We start from the raw sequence: 25,819 nt of genomic DNA on the forward strand, positions 1-25,819 counted from the left end.
TGAGCAGCACTTTGAAACGCGGAGGCTTTGGCTCTATAGGCGGGTTAGGGCGAGGAGCGCGCAGGCCGGTTTGAGGCCTGTCTTGAGGAAGCATAATGGTCCAGCAGATTTTTTCGACATGCGCTGTCTATTTCGTTGTCTGGTGGATCACGCTCTTCGCCATCCTGCCTTTCGGCATGCGCACCCAGGCTGAAGACAATCAGGTGGTCCTCGGCACCGTCGAAAGCGCGCCGACGAAATTCCGCGGTTTGAGGGTGGTGCTGATCACGACATTGGTATCCGGCGTGATCTACGCTGCGTGGTACATCAGTTCGCACTATTTGGGTTTCGGCTTCGACTCGATCCCGCCGATCATTCCGCGCTACGATGGCTGACGTTTATTTCCAAAAACTCTTTTCAACCTGTAGATGAAAATCATGCGCTATTGAATAGCGTGCAATCCGTCATACCGTTGTCATCTATTTGAGGCAAAGAGGCGGCGCGACGGTGGTGATTCCGTTACGTCAGCTTGGCTGCGGTAGAAGAAGGATTCAAAGCCTTCCCGCTTAAAAAGCTGATGGTTAAATGAGGTAGAAAAGCAAAAAAAAACAAGGCTGTAAGCCTTGTTTTTAAGTATCGCGTGATCCTTATCCGTTGCCGGGGCTGCGAACGAGCGCGCCTAAGATCTGATCCTCCCAAGACTTGACCGCGAAACGACAAGAATTAACCTTCTTGCCTCTTTTGTGAGCTAAAATTAGCTCAAAGATTGAGCTTTGTCATCTGTTTTTTTGCATTTTTGCTACAGTCGCGTAGAATTTTTCTGTTGACAGATTTCCCCGTCAAATACTTATAAACGTGCATTTTTTCGAATTTATAGAAACATATGAGGTTCGCCCGCGTTTGTGGGTGTTCGCCCGGTTTACTCGCGTTAAATGCGGGTTTCTTTCCTGCGCCGAAGCAGTTATGAACGCCTCCAGAAGTTAATTTCTAACGATTCCGCCGGTGCGGAACGTCAAACCATCTGGAATAAGCCCATGCGTCTGTCTCGTTACTTCATGCCCATTCTGAAGGAAAATCCCAAAGAGGCTGAAATTGTTTCTCATCGGCTGATGCTGCGTGCCGGCATGATCCGCCAGCAGTCGCAAGGCATCTATTCCTGGCTGCCGTTGGGCAAGCGTATCCTCAACAAGGTCAACAATATCATCCGCGAGGAACAGAACCGCGCCGGCGCCATCGAGCTCTTGATGCCGACGCTGCAGTCGGCCGAGCTCTGGCAGGAAAGCGGCCGGTATGACGCTTATGGCAAAGAGATGCTCCGCATCCAGGACCGTCAGGAGCGCCCAATGCTCTACGGCCCGACCAATGAGGAGATGGTCACCGACATCTTCCGTTCTTACGTCAAGTCCTACAAGGACCTGCCGTTGAACCTCTATCATATCCAGTTGAAGTTCCGCGACGAGATCCGTCCGCGCTTCGGCACCATGCGCTCGCGCGAATTCATGATGAAGGATGCCTATTCCTTCGATCTGACGCTCGAGGGTGCCGTACACTCCTATAATAAGATGTTCGCCGCCTATCTACGCACTTTCAATCGGCTGGGCCTTAGAGCCATTCCGATGCGCGCCGACACCGGCCCGATCGGCGGCAATCTCAGTCATGAATTCATCATTCTCGCCGACACCGGCGAATCCGAGGTCTTCTGCCACAAGGATTTCGTCAATTTCGACATCCCCGCGGAAGACACGAATTTTGACGATGTCGCGGGCATGAAAGCCGTCTTCGACAAATGGACGTCGGTTTATGCGGCGACCTCGGAGATGCACGACGAGGCGGCCTTCAACGCCATTCCGGACGGCGAGCGTCTGTCGGCCCGCGGTATCGAAGTCGGCCATATCTTCTATTTCGGCACCAAATATTCAGAGCCGATGGGCGCGAAAGTGCAGGGTCCCGACGGCAAGGAACATGCCGTCCACATGGGTTCTTACGGTATTGGCCCGACACGCCTTGTTCCCGCCATCATCGAAGCATCGCATGATGAAAACGGAATCATCTGGCCGGCCTCGGTCGCGCCCTTTGATGCCGTCGTGATCAACATGAAGGCTGGCGATCAGGCCTGCGATGCAGCTTGCGAGACGATCTATGCTGCGCTCTCGAAGGCCGGCAAGGATGTCCTGCTTGACGATACGGACGATCGCGCCGGAACGAAATTCGCCACTGCCGATCTGATCGGCGTGCCCGTGCAGATTATCGCCGGGCCGCGTTCGGTCGCGAACGGCGAAGTGGAAGTCAAGGACCGCAAGACCGGCGCCCGCGAAACGATGACCATCGAAGCGGCGATCAATCGGCTGGCAGGCTGATAAAACGATAGGATGAGAAGCGAATGGCGGCAGACGCGGCAGTGAAGCAGCAGGGTAAGGCTTTCAAGACCGGCCCGTCATCGCGTCCGTTCTCCGGCTTCGAGCGGCTTGTCGCCTGGCGCTATCTGCGCGCCCGGCGCAAGGAGGCGTCGATCTCGGTCATCGCCGGCTTCTCTTTGGTCGGCATCATGCTCGGCGTCGCGGCATTGATCATCGTCATGGCGGTCATGAATGGTTTTCGCGCCGAGCTCTTCAAGCAGATTCTCGGCTTCAACGGCCATGTCGTTGTTCAGCCCGTGGATACGCCGCTGAATGACTATGCCGTGCTGGCGCAGAAACTCGCTGCCGTTCCTGGCGTCACCATGGCCTTGCCGTTGGTTGAAGGCGAAACACTTGCCTCCGGTCGCGGCGGTTCCGGCACCGGTGCGCTCGTCCGCGGCATCCGGCCCGAAGACTTCACCAAGCTCAAGACGGTTTCGGACCATATCGTCGATGGCAACATGGTGGGCTTCACCGCCGGCCAGGGCGTCATGGTCGGTTCGCGCCTGGCACGGCAACTGGGTCTGACGGTCGGCGATCAGATTACACTGACTGCGCCGGATGGCGACGTGACGCCCTTCGGGGTTAATCCGCGTGTCAAGGCCTATACGATCTCCGGCATCTTCGAAGTCGGCATGTCGGAATATGACGCCTCCGTGGTCTTCATGCCGCTGGAGGAGGCGCAGCTCTATTTCAATGTCGAAGGGATCGTCGAGAAGATCGAGCTTTTCGTCAGCAACCCGGATGATGTCGACGAACTCAGGCCGCAGATCGAAGCGGCCGCGGGACGGCAGGTCTTTCTGACCGACTGGCGGCAGGTGAACGAGACCTTCTTCTCGGCATTGCAGGTCGAACGCAATACCATGTTCATGATCCTGACGCTGATCGTTATCGTCGCTGCGCTTAACATCATTTCCGGCCTGATCATGCTGGTGAAGGACAAGGGAAGCGATATCGCCATTTTGCGCACCATGGGCGCGACGTCGGGGGCGATCATGCGCATCTTCTTCATGACAGGGGCGGCGATCGGCGTAGTTGGCACTGTCGCCGGCGTTGCGCTTGGCGTTATTGTCTGCCTCAACATTGAATCGATCCGTCAGTTCTTCTCCTGGATTTCCGGCACGGTGATCTTCAATCCCGAGGTCTACTTCCTCAGCAAGTTGCCGGCGCAAATGAATCTCGGCGAGACCATCTCCGTGATCGTGATGGCGCTGACGCTGTCCTTCCTTGCCACGATCTTTCCGGCCTGGCGTGCCTCGCGGCTCGATCCGGTGCAGGCGCTACGGTACGAATAAGGAATTCCACATTTGATCAAACGCAACGTCGTTCTCCAGCTTACGGGCGTGGAGCGTCATTACGGGCAGGGCGAAACGCGGCTGTCGATCCTGAAGGGTGCCGATTTCGCCTTGACCAGCGGCGAGATCGTTGCGCTGGTTGCGCCGTCGGGAACGGGCAAGTCGACGCTTCTGCATGTCGCCGGCCTGCTCGAGCATCCTGATGGTGGCGAGGTGACGATCAACGGCCAGGCCTGCGAGGGTCTGTCCGATGAAAAGCGCACCGCCGTCCGTCGCAGCGAGATCGGCTTCGTCTATCAGTTCCACCATCTGCTGCCTGAGTTTTCCGCGCTGGAAAACATCATGATGCCGCAGTTGATTTCCGGCCTCTCCAAGAAAGAGGCGAGCGCTCGCGCTGCCCAGCTTCTCGACTATATGCGCATCGGTCACCGTGCCGAGCATCGCCCGGCCGAGCTTTCCGGCGGCGAGCAGCAGCGTGTCGCCATTGCCCGCGCCGTCGCCAACGCACCGCTGGTGCTTTTGGCAGACGAGCCGACCGGCAATCTCGATCCCGATACGGCGCATTATGTCTTCGACGCGCTTGAGGCGCTCGTGCGCCAGTCCGGGCTCGCAGCGCTGATCGCCACGCACAATCACGAGCTGGCGGCACGCATGGACCGTCGTGTGACTATCCAAGACGGCAAGGTCGTCGAATTCTGACGGTGTAATTACGGGACGATCAGCCCGCCGCGGTAATCCAGCTCATACGCCTTGCGCCCGTCCACCAGGATGACCTCATGGCCAATGAAATGATCGCAGCCACCGGTGCTGCGATCGACATAATGGCCAAATGAATGCGCGAATTCGTAACCGCCGAGAAAGCGTTTCTCATCCAGGTAGAGCCGCATCAGCGCCGCCTTGATGACCATCCCGGCAGCCGTGGCGTCGATCAGATCACGCTCGACGATCCGCCCGAAATAGTTCATCGCCCAGACCGGTTCGTCGTCGAGCCAGATCAGCTCCTGTCCGGCGAAATCCGTGCCGCCGAAATAACTGTCGAGATAGCGCCAGCGGCCACTGGCATAGCCGATATCATGCGAACCACTGCGGCAGGACGGCAGTCTCTCGCCATCGCCGACATAGGTTTCCGCCTTCGCGGCAACAATAAAATCGTTCAGCTCGGCAAGATCCGGCATGGTCCTCTCCATCCATGATGAGGGATCAAAATGCCACGCTTTTGATAACAAGTAAAGAACAAATAGTGAACAAATGGCGCTGCTATGGGTTTTGCCCACAACCCTTGTGGCCGATATCGTCGTTCCAGTCCTCGATCCTGATAGTCTTGGCTTCGGCCGTGAGCTCCCTGCCGCCCTTCGTCGCCTTGCCCGTCAGGACATTGTAGTCGCAGCTATAGCTCTCCTCGGCCTTGAGATTGTCTCGCAAATCATAGGTGTAGCCGGCAACGACGAAGGCATTGTTGCGGAAGGCGAGGGTGAGCGTCTGATGCCAGCGGTAGCGCCCGTACCCATCGTTCTGGGACATAACTGCGATCGAACCGTTCGGCATAGCCGCGATCGACGGTTCCTGGCCGAAGATACCGCCCGGCTCACCGCGGCCCCATACCTTGTCGGGTGCGGTCGTCACCAGCTTGAGCAGCTCATGTTCTTTGTCGCGGAGATAAATATAGATGCCGATCGTGGTCTCGTCGTCTTGCGGGGCCAACGCCAGCAATGCGAGGTCCGGCTTACCGTCCTTGTTCCAGTCGCCGACCGCTACGTCGATGATGCGGTCCGGCGTGATGGTATTTTCCGCATGAGCCGCTGATGTAACCGAAAGCAGAATGAGAGCGCAGGCAAGTGGTTTCATGGTGATCCCTTCCTTCGCGTTTTGATAGCTTAGGGTTGTGCTTCCGTCCATTGATACCCTTCAAAATACCGAGGATGAAAATTATTGATGCAGCTATTGACTCTCGAACATAAATAGAACAAATAAGAAACATAACGAGTAAGGAGCGCGTAAATGACCGATATCATTCGAGACGTTGCAGCATTCACCTCCATCGTCATGTTTGTCGCCAGCTTTTCCCTCATCGTGATGGCGATGTGAATCTTATCCCCACGGGTGTCGCGATGCGCCCGTGATTCATGAGGTCAACTTCTGGACTTTATCGTCCGCTATGCCGAGAATGCAGCCGATTCATTTGGGCATGCGGAAGGGCATATGATGGCGGATATGGTGAGCAGCGGCGCAACAGGTGCGCCGGTCGGAGATACGCCGGAATTCGTGCACCTTCGCGTCCATTCCGCCTATTCGCTGCTCGAAGGCGCGTTGCCGCTGAAGAAGATTCTCGCGAAGGCGGCCGGCGATAGCCAGCCGGCCATAGCGATCACCGATACGAACAACCTTTTCATCGCGTTGGAATTTTCCCAGAAGGCGATGGATGAGGGCCTGCAGCCGATCATCGGCTGCCAGGTGTCGATCGACATGGAAGATGGTGTCGAGGGCGAAAAGCGCGGGCCGCAACAGGCGCTTGCCAAGCTGCCGTCCATCGTGTTGCTCGCCGCCACCGAGCGTGGCTATGAGCGGCTGGTCGATCTTGTCAGCCGCGCCTATCTCGGCGGCGAAGGCAATCAGGCAGTCCATATTACCGCCTCCTGGCTGAAGGAGATCGGCACGGACGGCATGATCGCGCTTACCGGCTCGCTCGGCGGTCCGGTCGATATGGCGCTGAAGGAAGGCCACGCGCCGCAGGCGCTGTCGCGGCTGCTGACGTTGAAGAGCCTGTTCGGCGACCGCCTTTATGTCGAATTGCAGCGTCACGGCACCTACGATCGCCGCCACGAACAGAAGATGATCGCGCTCGCCTATGAGCATGAATTGCCGCTGGTCGCGACCAACGAGGCCTTCTTCCCGACGCGCGATGATTACGATGCCCATGATGCGCTCATGGCGGTCGCCCACAATGCCATCGTTTCGGACGATACCCGCTTTCGCCTGACGCCGGATCACTATTTGAAGAGCCGTGCCGATATGGCGAAGCTCTTCGCCAATCTGCCGGAAGCGTTGGAGAACACCGTCGAGATCGCACGGCGCTGCTCCTTTGTTCTGAAGACACGCAAGCCTATCCTGCCGCGCTTCACCGGGGCCACCGCCGATCCGGAGGAGGCTGAACGCGCCGAGGCGGCTGAATTGCGTGCCCAGGCGGTCGAAGGTCTCGACCGGCGTCTCGCCTCGCTCGGCATGGCGTCGGGCTATACGGAGAACGACTATCGCGAGCGGCTGGAATTCGAGCTCAGCGTCATCGAGCGCATGAAATTCCCCGGCTACTTCCTGATCGTCGCGGACTTCATCAAATGGGCCAAGCAGCATGACATTCCGGTCGGCCCAGGCCGCGGCTCGGGCGCAGGTTCGCTGGTCGCCTATGCGCTGACGATTACCGACGTCGATCCGCTGCGTTTCTCGCTGCTGTTCGAACGCTTCCTCAATCCGTCGCGCGTGTCGATGCCCGACTTCGATATCGATTTTTGCCAGGATCGCCGCGAAGAGGTGATCCGCTATGTTCAGGCCAAATATGGCCGCGAGCAGGTGGCGCAGATCATCACCTTCGGTTCTCTTCAGGCGCGCGCCGCCCTTCGCGACGTCGGCCGTGTGCTGGAAATGCCCTATGGCCAGGTCGACAAGATCTGCAAGCTGGTGCCGAACAACCCCGCCAATCCGACACCGCTCAGCAAGGCGATCGAGGAGGAGCCGCGTCTGCAGGAGGAGGCCGACAAGGAACCGGTCGTCGCCCGTCTGCTCGATATCGCCCAGAAGATCGAGGGCCTCTATCGCCATGCCTCGACGCACGCCGCTGGCATCGTGATCGGCGACCGGCCGCTGTCGAAGCTGGTGCCGATGTATCGCGACCCGCGCTCCGACATGCCGGTCACCCAGTTCAACATGAAATGGGTGGAGCAGGCCGGCCTGGTGAAGTTCGACTTCCTCGGCCTGAAGACGCTGACGGTTCTGAAGACAGCTGTCGATTTCGTCGCCAAGCGCGGTATCACGCTTGATCTCGCCAGCATTCCCCTCGACGATAAGACGACCTACGACATGCTCTCGCGCGGTGAGACGGTCGGCGTGTTCCAGGTGGAAAGTGCGGGCATGCGCAAGGCGCTGATCGGCATGCGCCCCGACTGCATCGAAGACATCATCGCGCTGGTGGCCCTCTATCGTCCGGGCCCGATGGAAAACATCCCGGTCTACAATGCTCGCAAACATGGCGAAGAAGAGATCGAATCGATCCATCCGACGATCGATTATCTCCTGAAGGAAACGCAGGGCGTTATCGTCTATCAGGAGCAGGTGATGCAGATCGCCCAGGTCCTCTCGGGCTATTCGCTCGGCGAAGCCGATCTTCTGCGCCGTGCCATGGGTAAGAAGATCAAGGCCGAGATGGATCAGCAGCGCGAACGCTTTGTCGACGGCGCCGTCAAGAATGGCGTATCGAAGGGCCAGGCGGACGTCATTTTCGACCTGCTCGCCAAGTTCGCGAACTACGGCTTCAACAAATCGCACGCCGCCGCCTACGCGATCGTCTCCTACCAGACCGCCTATATGAAGGCGCATTATCCGGTGGAGTTCCTTGCGGCCTCGATGACGCTCGATATGGCGAATACCGAAAAGGTCAACGATTTCCGCCAGGATGCCAAGCGTCTCGGCATCGAGGTCATCGCGCCGTCGGTCCAGACTTCGTTCCGCCATTTCGAGACGGGCGAGAACCGCATCTATTATGCGCTGGCCGCCATTAAAGGCGTCGGCGAATCCGCCGTCGACCACATTGTCGGGGTGCGCGGCGACCAGCCTTTTGCCGGCATTGAGGATTTCTGCCTGCGCATCGATCCGAAGCAGATCAATCGCCGTGTGCTGGAAAGCCTGATCTGCGCCGGCGCCTTCGATTGTTTCGACATCGATCGCGCCCAACTGATCGGCGGGCTGGACCGGGTCATGGGCTATGCGCAAGTTGCGCAGGAAAATAAGCGAAGCGGTCAGTCCGACATGTTCGGAAGCGCAGCCTCGGGACCTGAGAAGATCTCATTCCCGCCTTTCACCCCCTGGCTCGCCTCGGAGCGGCTGCTGCGCGAATTCCAGGTGCTGGGCTTCTACCTCACCGCCCATCCGCTCGACACCTACAAGACCGTGCTGAACAAGATGCGCGTGCAGACCTTCGCCGATTTCTCTGCGGCGGTGAAGCAGGGGGCGAGCAATGGCCGCTTGGCCGGCACGGTCATTTCCAAGCAGGAGCGCAAGACGCGCACCGGCAACAAGATGGGCATCTTCGTTTTCTCCGATGCCTCCGGTCAGTTCGAGGCCGTGCTGTTTTCGGAAGTGCTCAATCAATATCGCGACGTGCTGGAAGTCGGCAAATCCTTCGTCATCACCGCGCAGGCTGACGAGCGGCCGGAAGGCATCAGCCTGCGCCTGCAAACGGCGCAGTCGCTGGAGGAAAAGTCGCTGCAGATGCAAAAAGCGCTGCGGGTCTACGTCCGTGATTCCGGCCCGCTGAAAGCGGTCGCCGCGCACCTCAACGCCAAGGGCGACGGCCTGGTCTCCTTCATCGTCATCAAGGAGGAGGGCAAGCGCGAGGTCGAGGTGGCGCTGCCGGAGAAATACCGCATCACACCGGAAATCGCGGCCGCGCTGCGCACCGCGCCGGGCGTGATCGACGTCGAGCTGGTCTAAAGCTCGTCGCGATCTTTCAGATTCGCTCCCACGCTTTAGCTCCTTGTTTTTGCATATCGTTTTCGCAAAACCGCCGCACACTTTTGCGCGACATGCATTAGCCGTTTTTCCCAAGGGCGCCGCGGTTGGTGATGGTGATGAAATCAGTGCCGTCGCCGGTTTCCGGGCCGATGCCGGTGTCGGAAATTGTCAGCGAGGAACCTGCGGTCAGCAGGTCCTGGATCTTGCGCCTGGCGTCATCGGGTATGGTGATGCGGTCGAGCGCACGGTCGGCGGCGTCGAGTGATTCGGCTTGTTCCTCGCTGGTGATGCCGAACCGCTTTTTCGCATCCCTGGAAAGATCGTCCTCCAGCGTCACGCCGAACCAGTCCGCCTTGCCGTTCACTTTGTCGATCGTATGGGCGGTAAAGAAATGCGTGCCGAGGGCTTCCTGCGGCTCGGCGATGATGGCTGGCGCTTCAAATAGCGGTTTGAAATTCTGCCGAACCATGATTTCGCCGTTCGCCGGCTCGCCCTTGCCAGCGAGGATATAGACAGCCTTCATCAGCGCCGGGCTGACGAGGCCACCCGATGTCGTGATGTTATGGGCCTTCTTGAAATCCTCGATCGCCTGCACCGTCGCAGGTCCGAGCATGCCGTCCGGCGTGCCTGTCGCAAAGCCCATGCTGTTCAAGATGCCCTGTAGGTCGCGGACATTTTCCCGCAGGCCCCGACGGGTGATGAGGATGCCGAGCGGAGCCTGATCGGCTGATGGTGCTTGTATGGCCTTTGGCATGGGCAGGGAGGCGACATCGTTTGTGGCGACCTGCACCGATTGCGCCTGCGGCAGGAAGGCCGCCGTCGACGGGCGCAGTTCGATATCGGAGAACAGAGCAGCGGCGGGCGCGACTTCAGGCTGGAACAGCATGGCATGTTCGAAAGGTTGTGGCACCAGCGGCTGGTCGGCGATGACAACATGCACGCCGCGTTCCGTCATCTGATAGAGCATCTTGGCAAAGGCCTTGGGCATCCGCACGCAGCCATGCGAGGCGGGATAGTTCGGCACCGAATTGGATTCGTGCAGGGCGATGCCGGACCAGGTCAGCCGCTGCATGAAGGGCATCGGCGACGCCGAATAGAGGTTGGACTCGTGATAGACCTCTTTTTCCAGAATGGAAAAGATGCCGCTCGGCGTCGTATGGCCGCGCTTGCCTGTCGAAACCTTCGATGTCGCCACCACCTTGTCGCCGTCATAGACGGCAAGCGATTGCCGGTCCTTCGATACGACGATCTGCAATGTGCGGGCATCTTCCTGGCCGAAGGCAGGATGAACGAGAGCTGTGGCCGACAGCAGGCCAAGCCCGAAAAGGAAACGCGGCTTCATATACACATACCAAAACGCAATACTCGTATGGCCGGACGTTAGACTTCGAAGTTTAAGGAAGACTTGAAGACGAGCCGTCCACTTGAATTGCTCTTTTGCAGCTTCATCAGCAAAGGCCTGTCCGATAGGCGCAATTGCGACAGGAAGTATTTTATGTAAATCTTAAATTGTAGGATGCGGAGCCGGGCGGGCGTTCGACATGCATGTGGACGTGATCGAAAAGCTGGAAGATCTGCGGGGGCTGAAAGACAACTGGGATCGGATCTATGAGATCGACCCGGAAGCACATTGTTTTCTATCCTGGACCTGGATATCGAGCTGGTTTGCCTCTCGTTCCCTGGCCTGGCTCGTGCTGGCGGCAAGGGAAGATGAGGGCGGTGCCTATGTGGCCTTCCTTCCAATTCAGCTCGGTACGGGGCTCGATAGGGGCAACGGCTTCTACAATACCATCGTCCTGGGTGGCTCCTATTTCGCCCCTTATACGGGTATTCTCTGCGATCCGGCCCATGCCGGTGGTGCGGTCTCAGCCTTTGCCGATCACATTCGCACCCTTCATTGGTGCAGTCTGCATCTCGACGATATCGATCGATCGTCCACGCGCATCGAGTCCTTCCTCGACCGCTTTCCACCAGAGGACTTTGTCGGCGACAGGGTCAAGCGCCCGATACAGATATCGGATGCGGCCGAGAGGATCGATCCGGAGATCCACGTCCATGTGACGCTGCCTGCGGATTTCGATTCGTTCCTGCACGAGAAACTGCATTGGCGGGCGCGGCGCAATATCCGCCACTGCCTGCGAACGCTCGAGGACTCGGCGGCACTGCGGATGACGCATGCCGACACATCAACCATCGAAGAGAATCTTGCGACGCTGCTGAGCCTCTGGTCGAAGCAATGGGGATGTCGCAATCACGGCTATATGCGTTACATCCTTGACAATTCGCGGTCGGTTCTGCCGGATTGCTTTCGCAGCGGTGATCTTTTTCTGCCGGTTCTATGGCAGGACGGGGTAGCGATTGCCGCTTCCGCCGTTCTTCTCGATCGTCCCAGGAAGAGCCTGATCTGTTTCCTCAGCGCCCGTGATGTCTCGATCCGAGATCTGTCCCCGGGCTTGATGCTGCATGCCTATACGATCCGCTGGGCGATAGAGAACGGCTTTCGGATCTACGATCTCGGTGCCGGCGATTATCCGCACAAGTATATTTTCGGCTCCGTCAGCCGGCGCATCGAGCGCTACCGGATCAACACACGGACAGGGCGGAACCTTGGCGAGCGGCTCGACGAGCATTGCCTCCCCTTTGTGTTCGCCCGCATCAAGAACCTGTATTCCGCCGGTGATCTGAGCGATGCCGAAATCGGCTGCCGGCAGGTTCTTGCCATCGAGCCGGCACAAAGTGAGGCCCTGTCGCTCTACCGCGAAGTCGTGGCGTCGCGGACGCTCTGGCAGGCGATCTCGTCCGATGCTGCTGAGGATATCAGCTCGGACGACCAAGGAGTGATCGACCGCGCCGAGGCGGAGAAGCAATGTCGCGCTACCATCGCCGAAAACCCGGGAGATTTCGATGCTGTGCATCGGCTGAGTATACTTCTTTTGCTGCGCGGCGAGGCCAGGGAGGCGGAAGCCGAGATCGGACGGGCACTGGAGCTGCGTCCCGACTCCGCTGCAGCCCATTGCACATATGGCAATATCCTCGCCGCGGTCAGGGATTTCGAAGGCGCCGTCGTCCGCTACGAACGCGCCATCGCCTTGGAGCCAGCCCATGCGATTGCCTATAATAACAAGGGCAATGCGTTGCGCCGTTTGGGGCGCACGGAGGAAGCGCTGGCGAGCTATGAAAAGGCGATTGCGATCAGGCCGAACTACGAGCAAGCAATAGCCAATCGCACGGCACTTTTCGACGAAGAGACGGACATGCTGCCGGCCATAATTCAGCTCTCGCGCTTGCCGCCGAATGTGTAGCCGGTTTCGACCGTCTTGTTGCCGAATTTTTCCCTGAGCTTGTCCATCGCCGCTTCCGCTGCGGCGCGACGGGTCGCCTGTTCGTCGATCAGATCCGGCGGGTCGGCGCGGGCGGCGTCGCAGAGATCGGTAACGCCGATGCCGATCAGGCGGAATTTCGTACCGTCAGTCTCGTGTTCGAGCAATCGCAGGCCGGTCCGGAAAATGCGGTCGGCAAGCTGAGTCGGGTCTTCCAGACGACGGTTGCGAGTGCGGCTTTTGAAATCGGCCGATTTCAGCTTCAACACGACGGTCTGCCCGGCAATGCCGCTGCGCTTCAAGCGGCGCGACACTTTCTCCGAGAGATCGCGCAGGATCGGCACTAGATCGTCATGGCGGGAAATATCGTCGAAGAAGGTCGTCTCCGACGATACGCTCTTTGCCGCTTCGTTCGGATGCACCGTGCGATCGTCGATGCCGCGCGACAGGCGAAAGAGCCGCTGGCCGATGACGCCGTAGCGGCGCATCAGGTCGCCTTCTTCCATGGTCTGCAATTGGCCGATGGTGCGGATGCCGTCGCTTTCCAATGTCGCGGCAAAGGCCTTGCCGACGCCCCAGATGGTGGTCACCGGACGCGGCTCCAGAAACGACAGCGCCTCCTGCCGTCCGATGACGGAAAAGCCGCGCGGTTTCTGCAGGTCGGAAGCGACCTTGGCCAGGAATTTGCAATAGGAAAGGCCGACCGAAATGGTGATGCCGATTTCGCTTTCGATGCGCTTGGCGAATTTCGCCAGGATGCGGGCCGGCGGATCATGGTGCAGGCGCTGCGTGCCTTCGAGCTCCAGAAAGGCTTCGTCGATCGAAAGCGGCTGCACCAGCGGCGTCAGCTCCTGCATGAGCGCGCGCACTTCGCGGCCGACGCGGACATATTTCTCCATATTCGGGCGGATGACGATTGCTTGCGGGCAAGCCTCCAGCGCCTTGAACATCGGCATGGCCGACCGGACCCCATGAATGCGGGCGATATAGCAGGCTGTGGAGACGACGCCGCGCTTGCCGCCGCCCACGATGACCGGCTTGTCGGCCAGCTCCGGATTGTCGCGCTTTTCGATCGAGGCATAGAAGGCGTCGCAATCGATATGGGCCAACGTCAGGCCATAGAGTTCGCGATGATAGACGAGGCGTGGACTGCCGCAGGCCCGGCAACGCGTGCGCTCAGCCGATTGCTCGCTCAGGCAATCGCGGCAGAAACCGGAAACTTTGTCGGGCGCGCTGGTCATGAAAATAGAACAAAAATTGAACATCGCCACCTTATGTTTTAAGCTCGTGAGTCTCAAGACGGAAAAGAGCGGGGAGGAGATGTTGGAGGAGTTGAAAGCGGTGCCTTTGACGGCGGAACGCTGGGGCGATTTCGAAACGCTCTTCGGGCCAAGCGGTGCCTGTTATGGCTGCTGGTGCACCCATTTCCGCGTCCCGACATCCGACCGCAAAACGATGGATGGCGGAGCGAAGAAAGAATTCATGCAAGCCCGCGTCGCCGCTGGCCCGCCGCCCGGCCTTCTCGGCTATATCGGTGCGCGCCCGGTTGCCTGGACGCAGGTAGGACCGCGATCGGAACTGCCGCAATGGAATTCGCCGAAAACCGTATCGCGGCCGCTCGATCCGGACGATGCCGAAGACAGCTCGGTCTGGGCCGTTAGTTGCTTCTTCATGAATTCGCGCGACCGCGGCAAGGGGTATAGCCATCGGATGCTGTCGGAGGCGGTGAATTTCGCCAAGGCTTCCGGTGCACGCATTCTCGAGGGTTGTCCGATTGAACGGACGAAACAATCGAAATCCGTCGGCCTCTATGTCGGCTCGCTCAACATATTCGAGGCGGCAGGATTTTCCGAGGTCGCCAAACGAAAGGACGGGCGCCCTTTGATGCGCCTTGTTCTCTGATGCCGGGGCGGGCGAGCTTAGCGGGCAATATGGGCGCGGATCAATGGCGCCACCTCTGCCCAATCGTTCGCCTGGGGAATATCGGCCGCCACAGCCGGCGCCATGCTATGGACGATCGAATCCGGCCTCAGGTTGATCAGAAGGCAGCTTGCGACATGCTCGCGGACCGAATGCAGATTGTGCGCCATATCGTCGACGAAGGCGACGGGCAGGGTGCGCTTGCCATGCAATGCCTGCACAATCGGCCCCTTCGGCTGCAGCGAGGCGAGCAGCGGATAGGCAAGGCCCAGCCTGTCGAGAAGACGGCGGCGCTGCGCCCAGAACTGCGGCGGCATGGCGGTGAGAAAGACGATGTCGGCATCCCTGGAGAAGCCGTCGAGGGTATCGATGACGCGATCCAAGGGCGTCTGCCACTGCTCCTGCGCTTCGAAAAAGGCGTCGATCAGGCGATGGACCTCTTTTTCCTCCAGCGCCGCGCCACCCCTCTTCGAAATGATATTGCCGGTCAGCCGGAAGGACCGCGGCAGGAATTCATGGCCTTCACCGTCAAGAAAGATCAGGAAAGGCGCAAAGAAATGCAGCACGACATCATCGACATCGCAGACGATCAGCGGCCGGTCTCCAAGGCGGACATGCGATGTATCAAATTCGATCGGGGCATCCATCGTCAATATTCCCCCGAGGAAAGGCCGGGCGGCGAGAAATGTGCCGAGGCGGCAGCAACCGTTTCCGGCGCGATGCCGCTTGCCTGGCAGAATGCGAGCAATGTCGGCTCGTGGTTCATCAGAAAATCCAGCATGCCTGCCAGGAAAGCGGGTTCGTTGATGGCGTTGCGCACCTGTGCCGGTTCGACACCGGTCAGCGCCAGGAAGCGGCCGAACATATCAGGCTCATTGGCCAGCCAGCCAAGTACGGCGATCGCGGTTTCCTGCGGATCGGCGGCCGCCACCTTCGAGTTCTTGAAGTTACTTTGCATTTTGAGGGGTAAGTTACCTATTTTTCAACCAAATGCCGCTAGCGTCGGATTCAAGTATTTCTGGAATCGATTTCTCGCGACGTTATATTTTCATAGAATGGATGCAATACCGGATGCAGGGACAGCTCTCCATGCCTAAGCAGGTGATGATTGTAGAAGACAACGAGCTCAATATGAAGCTCTTTCGCGATCTTATCGAGGCGTCCGGCTACACCACGATCCAGACCCGGAACGGCATGGAAGCGCTTGATCTCGCTCGCAAACATCGCCCGGACCTGATCCTCATGGACATCCAGCTTCCGGAAGTTTCGGGGCTCGAGGTGACGAAGTGGCTGAAGGAGGATGACGATCTGCACGTCATTCCGGTGATCGCGGTCACCGCCTTCGCGATGAAGGGCGACGAGGAACGAATCCGTCAAGGCGGCTGCGAAGCCTATGTCTCCAAGCCGATCTCGGTCCCGAAATTCATCGAGACCATCAAGACTTATCTGGGCGACGCCTGAGCGCGGGGAAAGACTAATGACCGCGCGTATCCTGGTGGTTGACGACGTACCCGCAAACGTAAAGTTGCTCGAAGCACGGCTGCTGGCCGAATATTTCGACGTGCTGACGGCGGAGGACGGCTTGAGAGCGCTCGCCATCTGCGAAAGCACCCAGGTCGACCTCGTCCTGCTCGACATCATGATGCCCGGCATGGACGGTTTCGAAGTCTGCGAGCGGCTGAAGTCCGATCCGCGTACTTCGCATATTCCCGTGGTCATGGTCACCGCGTTGGATCAGCCGGCCGATCGCGTGCGCGGCCTGAAGGCCGGCGCCGACGATTTCCTGACCAAGCCGGTCAACGACTTGCAGCTCATTTCGCGGGTCAAAAGCCTGCTGCGCCTGAAGACGCTCAGCGATGAGCTGCGCATGCGCAACGAGACGGCGCGCAACTTCGGCATCGACGATCTCCTGCGCTTCGGTGAAGGCCGCGCCGACGAGAGCGGCCATGTGTTGCTGGTCGATGGCCGCGCCAATTCGCAGGAGCGCATCATCCGCGCCCTGAAGCCGATCGCCGAGGTGACGGTGACGTCCGATCCGCAGGCGGCCCTGTTCGAGGCTGCCGAAAAGCCGTTCGAGCTTGTCGTCGTCAATTCGAATTTCGATGACTACGACCCGCTCAGGCTTTGCTCGCAGCTCCGCTCACTGGAGCGCACTCGGTTCCTGCCGGTGCTGCTGGTGACGGAGCAGGGGGCTGACGAAATGATCGTCCGGGCGCTCGATCTCGGCATCAACGACTATATTATCCGCCCGCTCGATCCGAACGAGCTGGTTGCCCGCTGCCTGACGCAGATCCGTCGCAAGCGCTACAACGATCGTCTGCGTGCCAGCGTGCAGCACACGATCGAGCTTGCCGTGACCGATGCACTCACCGGGCTCAACAACAGGCGCTATCTCGACAATCATCTGAAGATCCTCTTCAACCGTTCGCTGACGCGCGGACGGCCGCTTTCGGTCCTGATTACCGATATCGACCGCTTCAAGCAGGTGAACGACACCTATGGCCATGACGCCGGCGATGAGGTGCTGAAGGAGTTTGCCGCCCGTATTCGCTCCACCGTGCGCGGCGCCGATCTGGCCTGCCGCTATGGCGGCGAGGAATTCGTCGTGGTCATGCCAGATACGCCGCCTGATGTTTCGGCCGCCGTTGCCGAGCGCCTGCGCGCTGCCGTCGAGACCATGCCCTTCACGCTGCGCGAGGCAGGGATTGCGCTGAATGTCACCGCCTCGTTCGGCATTTCGTCGCGTTTGGAGACAGTCGAAACACCCGAGCAGTTGATGAAGCAGGCCGATCGCGCCCTTTACGAAGCTAAACACGGTGGCCGCAACCGGGTTGTCGCGGCGGCGGCTTGATCAAAATGATGCTGTCGAGGCCCATTAATATTCATGGGCTTTTGCAAGTTTTGAACAGTGATTACAAATTTGTAATCTTTGTTCCCGGACCAGGCATGCCGATTTCCACAGGAGAATAGGCTCTATATTTGCCACAGTAAGCTCACAGAAAATACTTGTTATATTTGATAGAAAATCGATGTATAGCGTGTATTTGTTGTGATAATTTTGCCATGTATAAAGTTGAAATGGCGAAAAACTGTGAGTATTCCATGAATAACATGACTGTCATCATGGTATGAAAAGGCGCCTAAATATCTGTAGTCAAACTTTGCTATGCATACGATCATTACCTCTTTATTTTTGAGATCTACTCGCTTTCAGATTGTCGTTTTTTCAAGCCAACAAGACTGAATGACAGCAGGAATTTTAACCATTCGGGCAGACGAGAACTTTTTATCATTAAGAATTTGTTGATTTTCTTTCGATTTCGCGCAAATTTAGTCTCGTACAAGGACAGGCCCGCAAGGGCGTGGCAATACCCCATGATGCTCAGGTCCGCCGCATCTCCTGGGTCGTGGGGTCGGTCGGCTGGCAAGCAATTTTAAGCGGTTCCTCGTGCCGTTTTGCAGGCTAGCCGACCCCCAATTCGAAACGCCGCCTTCCAAAGGAAGTGCGGCGTTTTTCTTTGTTAATATCAGAAAGTTGAGTTTTAGCTTTTTCTGTTTTTCCGGCGCCTTGATGAGGTTTTGCACAGAAAAAGAAAGCCGCCAAAAGAAAAAGGCGCTAACCTTATGGTTGCGCCCTTTTGTAATCAGAAGTTTAGGAAACTTACTTGATCTTCGTTTCCTTGAATTCGACGTGCTTTTTAGCAATCGGGTCGTACTTCGTCTTCGTCATCTTATCCGTCATCGTACGGCTGTTCTTCGTCGTGACGTAGAAGAAACCGGTGTCGGCCGTCGACAGCAGCTTGATCTTGATGGTGGTAGCCTTGGCCATGGTCGTCCTGCCTTTAAGAAAAATGAAAGCCGTGGACGGCCAGTGCGGAGGTCCACGGCAAATTCTGGCGCGAAACTACAAATCGCGCCCGAAAAGTCAACCCCTGCTGCCCATGAAAAGCAGCCGTATCGCCGAAAGCAGGACATATAGTCCAAAGAAAAAGGCGATTGCCCAGGCAAAACCGCTGGGATTGACCAAATCCATGGCGGTTCCGATCGTCGGTGGACCGAGAACCATCCCGACGGCATAACAGAAAACAAAGGCGGCATTGGCGGCGACAAGGTCCGCGCCCGTCAGCCGCGTTCCGAGATGGCTGAGGCCGACCGTGTACATGCCGGAGACGCAGCCGCCCCAGAACAACAGGATGACCGCCAGAAGTATCCAATTCCAGGCCAGAGAGGGCAATAGGAGCGCTCCGACCAGCCCGATGGCGGCCATGATCGACAGCAGCGGCCGCTTGTCGCGCAGGCGGTCGGCAAGCAGCCCCAGGGGGATCTGGAAGACGAAGTTGCCGACGCCCATCACGGTCAGCAGCAATGCCGCCTGTGATTCGTTGAAACCAAGCCGGGTCGCATAGCTGGTGAACAACGACCCGCCGCCGACGGTCACGGCGCCGAATACGAAAACGGCGGCGGTCGCCGTGGGCACCAGGAAGACATAGCGGATGAAGTGCAGCTCCGGCTTTTCGTCGACGATGGGGCTTTCGTTGCGGGCAATGAAGATCGGGATTGTCGCCGCCAGAATGATGCAAGCGCCGATGATGAAGGGCATCAGCCCTTCGCTGCCGACCAGCGAGAAAAGCAGGGGACCGGCCGCGAAGCCGAGCGAGAAGACAGTGGAGTAGAGGCCGAGTACGAAACCGCGCTTGGAGGGCGGGGAGGCGGCGTTGATCCAGAATTCCGACAGGATGAAGAGGGTAGTGGTGGACCCGTGGAAGATCAGGCGCAGCGGAAACCAGAGCAGCAGGCTTTCCGCATAATAGAAGCCGAGCGAGCTCAGCGCGGAGAGCACGACGGCCCAGATCATCGTCTGCACCACACCGAATCGGTGGGCGAGCTTCGTGGTGATCAGCGCCGCTATCATCGCGGCGATCCCCATCATTGCCGTGTTGAGCCCGATCAGGCTCGAGGGAATGCCGCGTTTTTCGAGGATGATGCTGAGAAGCGGAAGGCCGAGGCCGATGGCGATGCCGACAGCGGAAACGGACGAAATGGCGGCGACGAGCGAAGGCCAATGAATTTCTTCGACATGGCCGGCCTTGCCGTTCGTCGGTTCAAACATGAATTGATCCTTAGAGCATGTGGCGAACGAATCGTTCGCAACGCGGAAGATAGAAAGGCACGGCTCGGCCAAATCCAGGTGACGGGTCGGCTTTCATGGGATCGATCATGTCCTCCACAATGCTCCTTTCGACGCCCGGCATGTTCAGACAAGAAATGCCGCCGATGTCAAGCCATTGGAGATCAAGCAATTCCCGCGAATCATGAATATATGGCGGATCGATACTGGTTCCATCCGAAGGGAGTAAGGGCGCACGCTCGCTCCTGCCGGCCGGCAAGGCTGGTGATCTCAGCTCGAGCCTTTGGATCACGACCGGCCGTTTCCCCGATCCCATTCTTCGGGACTGTCGTCATGGCCGCCGAAGCCATGCATCCGCAGCGCCCATTGCAGGCCGATGACACCGCCTTTGATCGGCTGGATTGCTGTGAGGGCAGTGATCACCGTAATCGGCGCCCAGATGGCAAGATGCGCCCAGATCGGCAAATGAAAGGCCATATCCGTCATCATGTAGCCGCCGACCACGACGTGGCCGAGCAGGAGGACCACCAGATAGGGCGGCAGGTCGTCGGCACGCTGATGGAACAGCTCCTCGTCGCAGACGGCGCAACGGTCGACTGGTTTCAAGAAGGCCCTGAAGAGCTTTCCCGTGCCGCAGCGCGGACAGCGGTTCAGCAAACCGCGGGCGATCGAGCGTCCGAGCGGACGTTCAGCCTCGTCGGGGCCGCCAAAGCGGATGATGGGATCGGACGGGCTGCTCGTCATGGTACTTTCCTTCCTGCCGGCAGCCACCGTTTTATCGGCGTCCGCGCGGCGGTCTCGTTCCAGGCGCTTTGCGCGCCGGGGTCTTGTTGCGCCGCGTCGCCTTGTGGAAGGAACGCACCGCCGTGGGCATGGCGCGGCCGTCGCTCAGCATTTCGAAGCGCAGGGCGCCGGCAAGCGGGATCGCTTCCGCAAGACGCACCGTGACGCTGTCACCGAGGCGAAAGCCTAGCCCTGTCTTTTCACCTGTCAGCGCCTGATGGGCCTCGTCATAGATGAAATAGTCGGAGCCGAGCGTTGATATAGGGATGAAGCCGTCAGCGCCATAGTCGGGCAGGGTGACAAAAAGTCCCGATTTGGTGACACCGCCAACGCGCGCCTCGAATTCCTCGCCGACGCGGCCGGCAAGATGATGCGCGATCAGCCGGTCGACGGTCTCGCGTTCGGCAGCCATGGCACGGCGCTCGAATGTGGAAATTTCGGCGGCGATATCGTCGAGCGTTGCTTCCTCGTCTGGCGTGATGCCGCCTTCGCCGAAGCCGAGCGAGCCGACGAGGGCGCGATGCACGATCAAATCCGCATAGCGGCGGATCGGCGAGGTGAAATGCGCGTATTTCATCAGGTTCAGGCCGAAATGACCGATATTGTCGGGGCTGTAGATCGCCTGGCTCTGCGAGCGCAGCACCATCTCGTTGACCATGGTTTGATGCGCCGTGCCATCAGCCTTCGCCAGGATGCCGTTGAAGCTGTTGGCGCGGACATTGCCGCCCTTGGCGAGAGAGATGCCGAGCGTTGCGAGGAATTCGCGCAGCACTTCCTGCTTGGCAAGCGTCGGGCCGTCATGGATGCGATAGATCAGCACCTGCCGCTTCTTTTCCAGCGTTTCGGCGGCGGCGACATTCGCCTGGATCATCATTTCTTCGATGAGCTTGTGGGCATCGAGACGCGCCGGCACGAAGACCCGGTCGACCGTGCCATCCGGCTTCAGCAGGATCTTGCGTTCGGGCATGTCGAGCTCGAGCGGCTGGCGCCGGTCGCGGCCGCGCCTCATGACCTCATAGGCATGCCAGAGCGGCTTCAGGATCGGCTCCAGCATCGGTCCGGTCTTGTCGTCCGGCTTGCCGTCGATTGCCGCCTGCGCCTGTTGATAGGAGAGCTTGGCGGCACTCTTCATCATGATGCGATGGAAGGTATGGCCAGCCTTGCGACCTTCTTTGGAAAAAATCATTCGCACGGCAAGGGCAGGGCGGTCGACACCTTCCTTGAGAGAGCAGAGATCGTTGGAGATGCGCTCGGGCAGCATCGGCACGACGCGATCCGGGAAGTAGACCGAATTGCCGCGCTTCAGCGCCTCGCGATCCAGCGCTGAGCCCGGGCGCACATACCAGGAGACATCGGCGATGGCGACGGTGACGATCACACCACCCGGATTGTCAGGCGAGGGATCCAGTTCGGCATAGACCGCATCGTCATGGTCCTTGGCGTCGGCCGGATCGATGGTGATCAGCGGCAGGCTGCGCCAATCCTCGCGATGCGACATGGTGGCGGCCTTGGCGGCGTCAGCCTCGGCGATCGTGGCCGCCGGAAAGACATGCGGGATGCCATGCGCATGGATGGCGATCATCGAGATCGCCTTTTCGGAAGCGACGGAGCCGACGACCGACAGCACCTTGGCGCGCGGCAGGCCGAAACGGCCGAGGCGAGCCACTTCGACTTCGACCAGATCGCCGTCCTTGGCGTCGCCGGTATAGTCCGGATCGATGACCATTTCCTCGCCGCGCCGCTCGATCGGCATCAGCCGTCCGCCGCCGCCCGGCGTCTCGCGAAAGACGCCCATGGTCGCGGCCAGACGCTTGTCGATGACCCTGATGATGCGCGCGGTATAGGCCGGGCCGCCGCGATCGACCGCCGGAAAGATCTTGGCGAGGATGCGATCGCCCATGCCGGCAACCGGAGCCTTGCCCTTGCCGTTGCGACCGGCAGGGGAAGAGGACTGCTTAATCATTACGGCCGGCGCCACGCCGTTTTCCTCCGGCCATTCGGTCGGACGGCCGATCAATCCGCCATCCTTGTCGCGCGTGGTAATGTCGAGGACGGCGATCGGCGGCAATGCTCCGGGGCGGATGAGCGATTTGCGGCTTTTCTGCACCATGCCGTCTTCTTCAAGCTCGCGCAGGAGGTTTTTGAGCTCGACACGGCTCTCGCCCTTCAACCCGAAGGCCTTGGCAAGCTCGCGCTTGGAAGCCTGCTGCGGGTGATCGGCGATGAAGCGCAGGAGGACTTCGCGCGGCGGCAATACACCGTGCACGATCGCCATCATCGGTTCCTGGTCGCCGCTGTTTTTCGCCGCACGCCCGGCCTTGCCGGGGCGTCGCTCCGACGATGAAATCCTGCCGCGCGGTTCTCTGCTCACTCTGCGCTCTTCTTTTTGGTTGCCGTCTTGGTCGCAGGCTTCTTTGTAGCAGCTTTTGGCTTGGCGGTCGTCTTCGTCGCCTTGGCGCCTGCGGCCGCAGCCTTCGCCTTGGCAGGCGTCTTCTTCGGCGCGCTGCCGCTCTTGCCGGCCTTTGCTGCGATCAGAGCCAGAGCTTCCTCGACCGTAATTGCCTGCGGGTCAGTCCCCTTCGGCAGCGTGGCGTTGACCTTGCCCCAATTGACATAGGGACCATATTTGCCATCGCGAACGGTGATTGCACCGCCGTCCGGATGCTGCCCGAGATCCTTCAGCGCCGCTGGCGTACCGCCGCGTGCCCCACCGCCGCCAGCCTTGCTCTGCTTTTCAGCGAGAACGGTGACGGCACGGTTAAGACCGACGGTGAAAACATCCTCGACCGTCTCGAGATTGGCATAGCTGCCGTCATGCAGCAGGAACGGCCCGTAGCGGCCGATGCCGGACGAGATCATCTTGCCGCTTTCCGGATGCTTGCCGATATCACGTGGAAGCGAAATCAGCGCCATGGCCTTTTCATAGTCGATATCTTCGGGCTTCCAGCCCTTCGGCAGCGACGCACGCTTGGCTTCCTTGCCGTCGCCGCGCTGGATATAAGGTCCAAAGCGGCCGGAGCGCAGCGTCAGCTCTTCGCCGGTTACCGGATCGGCGCCGAGCGCCTTCGGTTCGCTCAGCCCGCTGGCTTCGGCCTCCGTGCCGCCTTCCGAGGAAAGCTGGCGCGTGTAGTTGCATTCCGGATAGTTCGAGCAGCCGATGAAGGCGCCGTATTTGCCGAGCTTCAGCGACAGGTTGCCTGTGCCGCAGACCTGGCAGATACGCGGATCGCTGCCGTCTTCGCGCTTCGGGAAGACCAGCGGTGCGAGCGCCTCGTTCAGCGCGTCGAGCACATTGGTGACGCGCAGCTCCTTCGTATCCTCGATCTGGGCGAAAAAATCGCGCCAGAAGTCGCGCAACACGTCCTTCCAGTTCAATTCGCCGGCGGAGATGCGATCAAGCTTCTCTTCGAGATCGGCGGTGAAGTCGTATTCGACGTATTTCGTGAAGAAGCTTTCGAGGAAAGCGGTGACGAGCCGGCCCTTGGCCTGCGGCACCAGCTTGCGCTTGTCGATCGTCACATAGTCGCGGTCGCGCAGCGTCGCCAGCGTCGCCGCATAGGTCGACGGGCGGCCGATGCCGAGTTCTTCCATCTTCTTGATCAGCGATGCTTCCGAATAGCGCGGCGGCGGCTCGGTGAAGTGCTGGGTCGAATTGATCTTCTGCTTGGCGAGATTTTCGCGCGCATTGATCTCCGGCAGGCGGCCATCCTCGTCGTCGGCATCGTCGCTCTGCTCGCCGTCTTCCTTCTGGTCGGTGTAGGCAGCGATAAAGCCGTCGAAGCGGATGACCGAACCGACAGCGCGCAAGCCTGCCTTCTGGCCGGCATTGTCAGCCAGGATCTCGACGGTGGTTCGCTCGATCTCAGCCGACGCCATCTGGCTGGCGATGCCGCGCTTCCAGATGAGGTCATAAAGCCTGATCTGATCGGCATCGAGGAATTTGCGGACGCGATCCGGCGAGCGATCGAAATCGGTCGGACGGATCGCCTCGTGCGCTTCTTGAGCGTTCTTGGCCTTGGTTGAATAAAAGCGTGCTTTTTCCGGCAGGTAGCGATTGCCGAACTGATCGGCGATGGAGTGCCGCGCTGCATCGATCGCTTCCGGCGCCATCTGCACGCCGTCCGTACGCATATAGGTGATGAGGCCGACAGTCTCGCCGCCGATATCGACACCTTCATAGAGCTTCTGCGCGATCTGCATCGTGCGGGATGCCGAGAAGCCGAGCTTGGAGGAGGCGGCTTGCTGCAGGGTGGACGTGGTGAAGGGCGGGCTCGGATTACGCTTGACCGGCTTTGCCTCGACCGTGTCGACAACGTAAGCCGCGCCTTCCAGCAGCGTCTTCAGTTTACCGGCTTCTTCGCCATTGCCGATCGAACGCGGCTGCAGGCGCTTGCCGTTGGCGGCGACCAGCCGCGCTTCGAATTCGTCACCGCGCGGTGTCTTCAGGATCGCCGAGAGGTTCCAGTATTCTTCGGAGACGAAACGTTCGATCTCCGACTCGCGGTCGCAGACGAGGCGCAAGGCCACCGACTGCACGCGGCCGGCCGAACGGGCACCGGGCAGCTTGCGCCAGAGCACAGGCGACAGGTTGAAGCCGACGAGATAGTCGAGGGCGCGGCGGGCAAGATAGGCGTCGACCAGCGGCACGTCGATATCGCGCGGCTCGGCCATCGCGTCGAGCACGGCCTTCTTGGTGATGGCGTTGAAGACGACGCGCTTTACGGGCTTGCCGTTGATGACGCGCTTCTTGTTCAAGAGGTCGAGCACGTGCCAGGAAATCGCTTCGCCTTCGCGATCCGGGTCGGTCGCGAGAATCAGGCCGTCGGAGGATTTCACTGCGTCGGCAATGTCCTTGATGCGCTTTTGCGAAGCGCCGTCGACTTCCCAGAGCATTTCAAAGTCTTGATCCGGCAGAACCGAACCGTCCTTGGCAGGCAGGTCACGCACATGGCCGAAGGAAGCAAGAACCTTATATCCGGGTCCCAGATACTTATTGATTGTCTTGGCCTTGGCAGGCGATTCCACCACTACAACGTTCATCACATATCTCTGAATACGAGGTCGCGCCGGAAAACGGCGCGGGAGAGACGGGGTATTTTAGTTTCCCCGGCCTTCCGACATGGACAGGGAATTCGTCGCGGTCAAGAGGTGAAGTTGATTTTTGCAATCAGCGCGGCGATGCGATCCTGCAAGATGACATCTATGTTACAATCGCTGATAAACGCCTTCGAACGCTCTTGGCGGGGTACGGTCATCATATCGGAATGGTCGGCAACA

Annotated in this window: 20 protein-coding genes; 9 read left to right on the plus strand and 11 right to left on the minus strand. The window is 59.3% G+C overall.

The window, feature by feature from the left end:
* The first annotated feature begins 95 nt into the window (after nucleotides 1-95).
* From GGD50_RS03770 to GGD50_RS03785, 4 genes are all read left to right on the plus strand, one after another.
* On the plus strand, nucleotides 96-374 hold the full coding sequence (locus GGD50_RS03770; protein WP_107107748.1) for a DUF1467 family protein: 279 nt from the start codon (nucleotides 96-98) through the stop codon (nucleotides 372-374).
* 639 nt (nucleotides 375-1,013) lie between these two features.
* The gene (gene proS, locus GGD50_RS03775) at nucleotides 1,014-2,336 is read left to right on the plus strand and encodes a proline--tRNA ligase (RefSeq protein WP_107107749.1); all 1,323 of its coding nucleotides are present in this window, start codon (nucleotides 1,014-1,016) and stop codon (nucleotides 2,334-2,336) included.
* A 23-nt stretch (nucleotides 2,337-2,359) separates the two neighbouring features.
* Nucleotides 2,360-3,670 carry a lipoprotein-releasing ABC transporter permease subunit gene (locus GGD50_RS03780; RefSeq protein ID WP_107107750.1) on the plus strand — a complete coding sequence of 437 codons (1,311 nt, stop codon included), beginning with the start codon at nucleotides 2,360-2,362 and terminating at the stop codon, nucleotides 3,668-3,670.
* A gap of 15 nt (nucleotides 3,671-3,685) precedes the next feature.
* Nucleotides 3,686-4,369: an ABC transporter ATP-binding protein gene (locus GGD50_RS03785; RefSeq protein WP_107108116.1), complete on the plus strand. Its 684-nt coding sequence runs from the start codon at nucleotides 3,686-3,688 to the stop codon at nucleotides 4,367-4,369.
* A gap of 8 nt (nucleotides 4,370-4,377) precedes the next feature.
* Here GGD50_RS03785 and GGD50_RS03790 read toward each other — a convergent pair whose 3' ends face one another.
* Together GGD50_RS03790 and GGD50_RS03795 are read right to left on the minus strand one after the other, a co-directional pair.
* Entirely contained in the window at nucleotides 4,378-4,845 is a 468-nt protein-coding gene (locus tag GGD50_RS03790; protein ID WP_107107751.1) for a DUF5680 domain-containing protein, read from the minus strand.
* A gap of 82 nt (nucleotides 4,846-4,927) precedes the next feature.
* On the minus strand, nucleotides 4,928-5,515 hold the full coding sequence (locus GGD50_RS03795; protein WP_107107752.1) for a hypothetical protein: 588 nt from the start codon (nucleotides 5,513-5,515) through the stop codon (nucleotides 4,928-4,930).
* Nucleotides 5,516-5,872: 357 nt separating this feature from the next.
* On the opposite strand from GGD50_RS03795, the gene dnaE reads away from it, so the two are divergent.
* Complete coding sequence (dnaE, locus tag GGD50_RS03800) at nucleotides 5,873-9,370, plus strand: DNA polymerase III subunit alpha (RefSeq protein ID WP_107108117.1); 3,498 nt, start codon at nucleotides 5,873-5,875, stop codon at nucleotides 9,368-9,370.
* 97 nt (nucleotides 9,371-9,467) lie between these two features.
* On the opposite strand, the gene GGD50_RS03805 is transcribed toward dnaE, so the two are convergent.
* Nucleotides 9,468-10,733, minus strand: coding sequence for a L,D-transpeptidase family protein (locus tag GGD50_RS03805; protein WP_107107753.1), 1,266 nt, complete (start codon nucleotides 10,731-10,733; stop codon nucleotides 9,468-9,470).
* Between the two features lie 199 nt (nucleotides 10,734-10,932).
* On the opposite strand from GGD50_RS03805, the gene GGD50_RS03810 reads away from it, so the two are divergent.
* Nucleotides 10,933-12,693, plus strand: coding sequence for a GNAT family N-acetyltransferase (locus GGD50_RS03810; RefSeq protein ID WP_107107754.1), 1,761 nt, complete (start codon nucleotides 10,933-10,935; stop codon nucleotides 12,691-12,693).
* Here GGD50_RS03810 and GGD50_RS03815 read toward each other — a convergent pair.
* Nucleotides 12,663-13,952: a DNA polymerase IV gene (locus GGD50_RS03815; RefSeq protein WP_107108118.1), complete on the minus strand. Its 1,290-nt coding sequence runs from the start codon at nucleotides 13,950-13,952 to the stop codon at nucleotides 12,663-12,665. The two genes, GGD50_RS03810 and GGD50_RS03815, sit on opposite strands and share 31 nt — an antisense overlap.
* Before the next feature lie 79 nt (nucleotides 13,953-14,031).
* Here GGD50_RS03815 and GGD50_RS03820 point away from each other — a divergent pair, with 79 nt between their 5' ends.
* Nucleotides 14,032-14,613 carry a GNAT family N-acetyltransferase gene (locus tag GGD50_RS03820; protein ID WP_107107755.1) on the plus strand — a complete coding sequence of 194 codons (582 nt, stop codon included), beginning with the start codon at nucleotides 14,032-14,034 and terminating at the stop codon, nucleotides 14,611-14,613.
* Between the two features lie 17 nt (nucleotides 14,614-14,630).
* On the opposite strand, the gene GGD50_RS03825 is transcribed toward GGD50_RS03820, so the two are convergent.
* A complete protein-coding gene (locus GGD50_RS03825) occupies nucleotides 14,631-15,278 on the minus strand; it encodes a hypothetical protein (protein ID WP_107107756.1) in 648 nt (215 codons plus the stop codon).
* Nucleotides 15,279-15,280: 2 nt separating this feature from the next.
* Nucleotides 15,281-15,589: a DUF3572 domain-containing protein gene (locus GGD50_RS03830; RefSeq protein WP_107107757.1), complete on the minus strand. Its 309-nt coding sequence runs from the start codon at nucleotides 15,587-15,589 to the stop codon at nucleotides 15,281-15,283.
* A gap of 131 nt (nucleotides 15,590-15,720) precedes the next feature.
* On the opposite strand from GGD50_RS03830, the gene GGD50_RS03835 reads away from it, so the two are divergent.
* Both GGD50_RS03835 and GGD50_RS03840 read left to right on the plus strand, forming a co-directional pair.
* Nucleotides 15,721-16,092: a response regulator gene (locus tag GGD50_RS03835; protein ID WP_028754034.1), complete on the plus strand. Its 372-nt coding sequence runs from the start codon at nucleotides 15,721-15,723 to the stop codon at nucleotides 16,090-16,092.
* A gap of 16 nt (nucleotides 16,093-16,108) precedes the next feature.
* Complete coding sequence (locus GGD50_RS03840; RefSeq protein WP_107107758.1) at nucleotides 16,109-17,482, plus strand: PleD family two-component system response regulator; 1,374 nt, start codon at nucleotides 16,109-16,111, stop codon at nucleotides 17,480-17,482.
* Nucleotides 17,483-18,292: 810 nt separating this feature from the next.
* Here GGD50_RS03840 and rpmG read toward each other — a convergent pair.
* The 5 genes from rpmG to topA all read right to left on the minus strand — a co-directional run bounded on the left by rpmG (nucleotide 18,293) and on the right by topA (nucleotide 25,582).
* Nucleotides 18,293-18,460 (minus strand): 50S ribosomal protein L33, encoded by a 168-nt coding sequence (gene rpmG / locus GGD50_RS03845; RefSeq protein ID WP_003587245.1) that lies wholly within the window; start codon nucleotides 18,458-18,460, stop codon nucleotides 18,293-18,295.
* 96 nt (nucleotides 18,461-18,556) lie between these two features.
* Nucleotides 18,557-19,741: an MFS transporter gene (locus GGD50_RS03850; RefSeq protein ID WP_107107759.1), complete on the minus strand. Its 1,185-nt coding sequence runs from the start codon at nucleotides 19,739-19,741 to the stop codon at nucleotides 18,557-18,559.
* 306 nt (nucleotides 19,742-20,047) lie between these two features.
* Entirely contained in the window at nucleotides 20,048-20,503 is a 456-nt protein-coding gene (locus GGD50_RS03855; protein ID WP_107107761.1) for a DUF983 domain-containing protein, read from the minus strand.
* Nucleotides 20,504-20,534: 31 nt separating this feature from the next.
* Complete coding sequence (gene rnr / locus GGD50_RS03860) at nucleotides 20,535-22,913, minus strand: ribonuclease R (RefSeq protein WP_107107762.1); 2,379 nt, start codon at nucleotides 22,911-22,913, stop codon at nucleotides 20,535-20,537.
* On the minus strand, nucleotides 22,910-25,582 hold the full coding sequence (gene topA / locus GGD50_RS03865) for a type I DNA topoisomerase (RefSeq protein WP_107107763.1): 2,673 nt from the start codon (nucleotides 25,580-25,582) through the stop codon (nucleotides 22,910-22,912). The genes rnr and topA overlap by 4 nt, the downstream gene beginning before the upstream one ends.
* Nucleotides 25,583-25,819: the final 237 nt, after the last annotated feature.

The sequence above is a fragment of the Martinezella paranaensis genome, from assembly GCF_014200235.1.
GTDB classification, from domain to species: domain Bacteria; phylum Pseudomonadota; class Alphaproteobacteria; order Rhizobiales; family Rhizobiaceae; genus Rhizobium; species Rhizobium paranaense.

Excerpts from the sequence above, each read along its gene's own strand:
- GGD50_RS03770 (WP_107107748.1), top strand. The coding sequence starts at position 96 with ATGGTCCAGCAGATTTTTTCGACATGCGCTGTCTATTTCGTTGTCTGG.
- proS (WP_107107749.1), top strand. The coding sequence starts at position 1,014 with ATGCGTCTGTCTCGTTACTTCATGCCCATTCTGAAGGAAAATCCCAAA.
- GGD50_RS03780 (WP_107107750.1), top strand. The coding sequence starts at position 2,360 with ATGGCGGCAGACGCGGCAGTGAAGCAGCAGGGTAAGGCTTTCAAGACC.
- GGD50_RS03790 (WP_107107751.1), bottom strand. The coding sequence starts at position 4,845 with ATGCCGGATCTTGCCGAGCTGAACGATTTTATTGTTGCCGCGAAGGCG.
- GGD50_RS03795 (WP_107107752.1), bottom strand. The coding sequence starts at position 5,515 with ATGAAACCACTTGCCTGCGCTCTCATTCTGCTTTCGGTTACATCAGCG.
- dnaE (WP_107108117.1), top strand. The coding sequence starts at position 5,873 with ATGGCGGATATGGTGAGCAGCGGCGCAACAGGTGCGCCGGTCGGAGAT.
- GGD50_RS03805 (WP_107107753.1), bottom strand. The coding sequence starts at position 10,733 with ATGAAGCCGCGTTTCCTTTTCGGGCTTGGCCTGCTGTCGGCCACAGCT.
- GGD50_RS03810 (WP_107107754.1), top strand. The coding sequence starts at position 10,933 with ATGCATGTGGACGTGATCGAAAAGCTGGAAGATCTGCGGGGGCTGAAA.
- GGD50_RS03815 (WP_107108118.1), bottom strand. The coding sequence starts at position 13,952 with ATGACCAGCGCGCCCGACAAAGTTTCCGGTTTCTGCCGCGATTGCCTG.
- GGD50_RS03820 (WP_107107755.1), top strand. The coding sequence starts at position 14,032 with ATGTTGGAGGAGTTGAAAGCGGTGCCTTTGACGGCGGAACGCTGGGGC.
- GGD50_RS03825 (WP_107107756.1), bottom strand. The coding sequence starts at position 15,278 with ATGGATGCCCCGATCGAATTTGATACATCGCATGTCCGCCTTGGAGAC.
- GGD50_RS03830 (WP_107107757.1), bottom strand. The coding sequence starts at position 15,589 with ATGCAAAGTAACTTCAAGAACTCGAAGGTGGCGGCCGCCGATCCGCAG.
- GGD50_RS03835 (WP_028754034.1), top strand. The coding sequence starts at position 15,721 with ATGCCTAAGCAGGTGATGATTGTAGAAGACAACGAGCTCAATATGAAG.
- GGD50_RS03840 (WP_107107758.1), top strand. The coding sequence starts at position 16,109 with ATGACCGCGCGTATCCTGGTGGTTGACGACGTACCCGCAAACGTAAAG.
- rpmG (WP_003587245.1), bottom strand. The coding sequence starts at position 18,460 with ATGGCCAAGGCTACCACCATCAAGATCAAGCTGCTGTCGACGGCCGAC.
- GGD50_RS03850 (WP_107107759.1), bottom strand. The coding sequence starts at position 19,741 with ATGTTTGAACCGACGAACGGCAAGGCCGGCCATGTCGAAGAAATTCAT.
- GGD50_RS03855 (WP_107107761.1), bottom strand. The coding sequence starts at position 20,503 with ATGACGAGCAGCCCGTCCGATCCCATCATCCGCTTTGGCGGCCCCGAC.
- topA (WP_107107763.1), bottom strand. The coding sequence starts at position 25,582 with ATGAACGTTGTAGTGGTGGAATCGCCTGCCAAGGCCAAGACAATCAAT.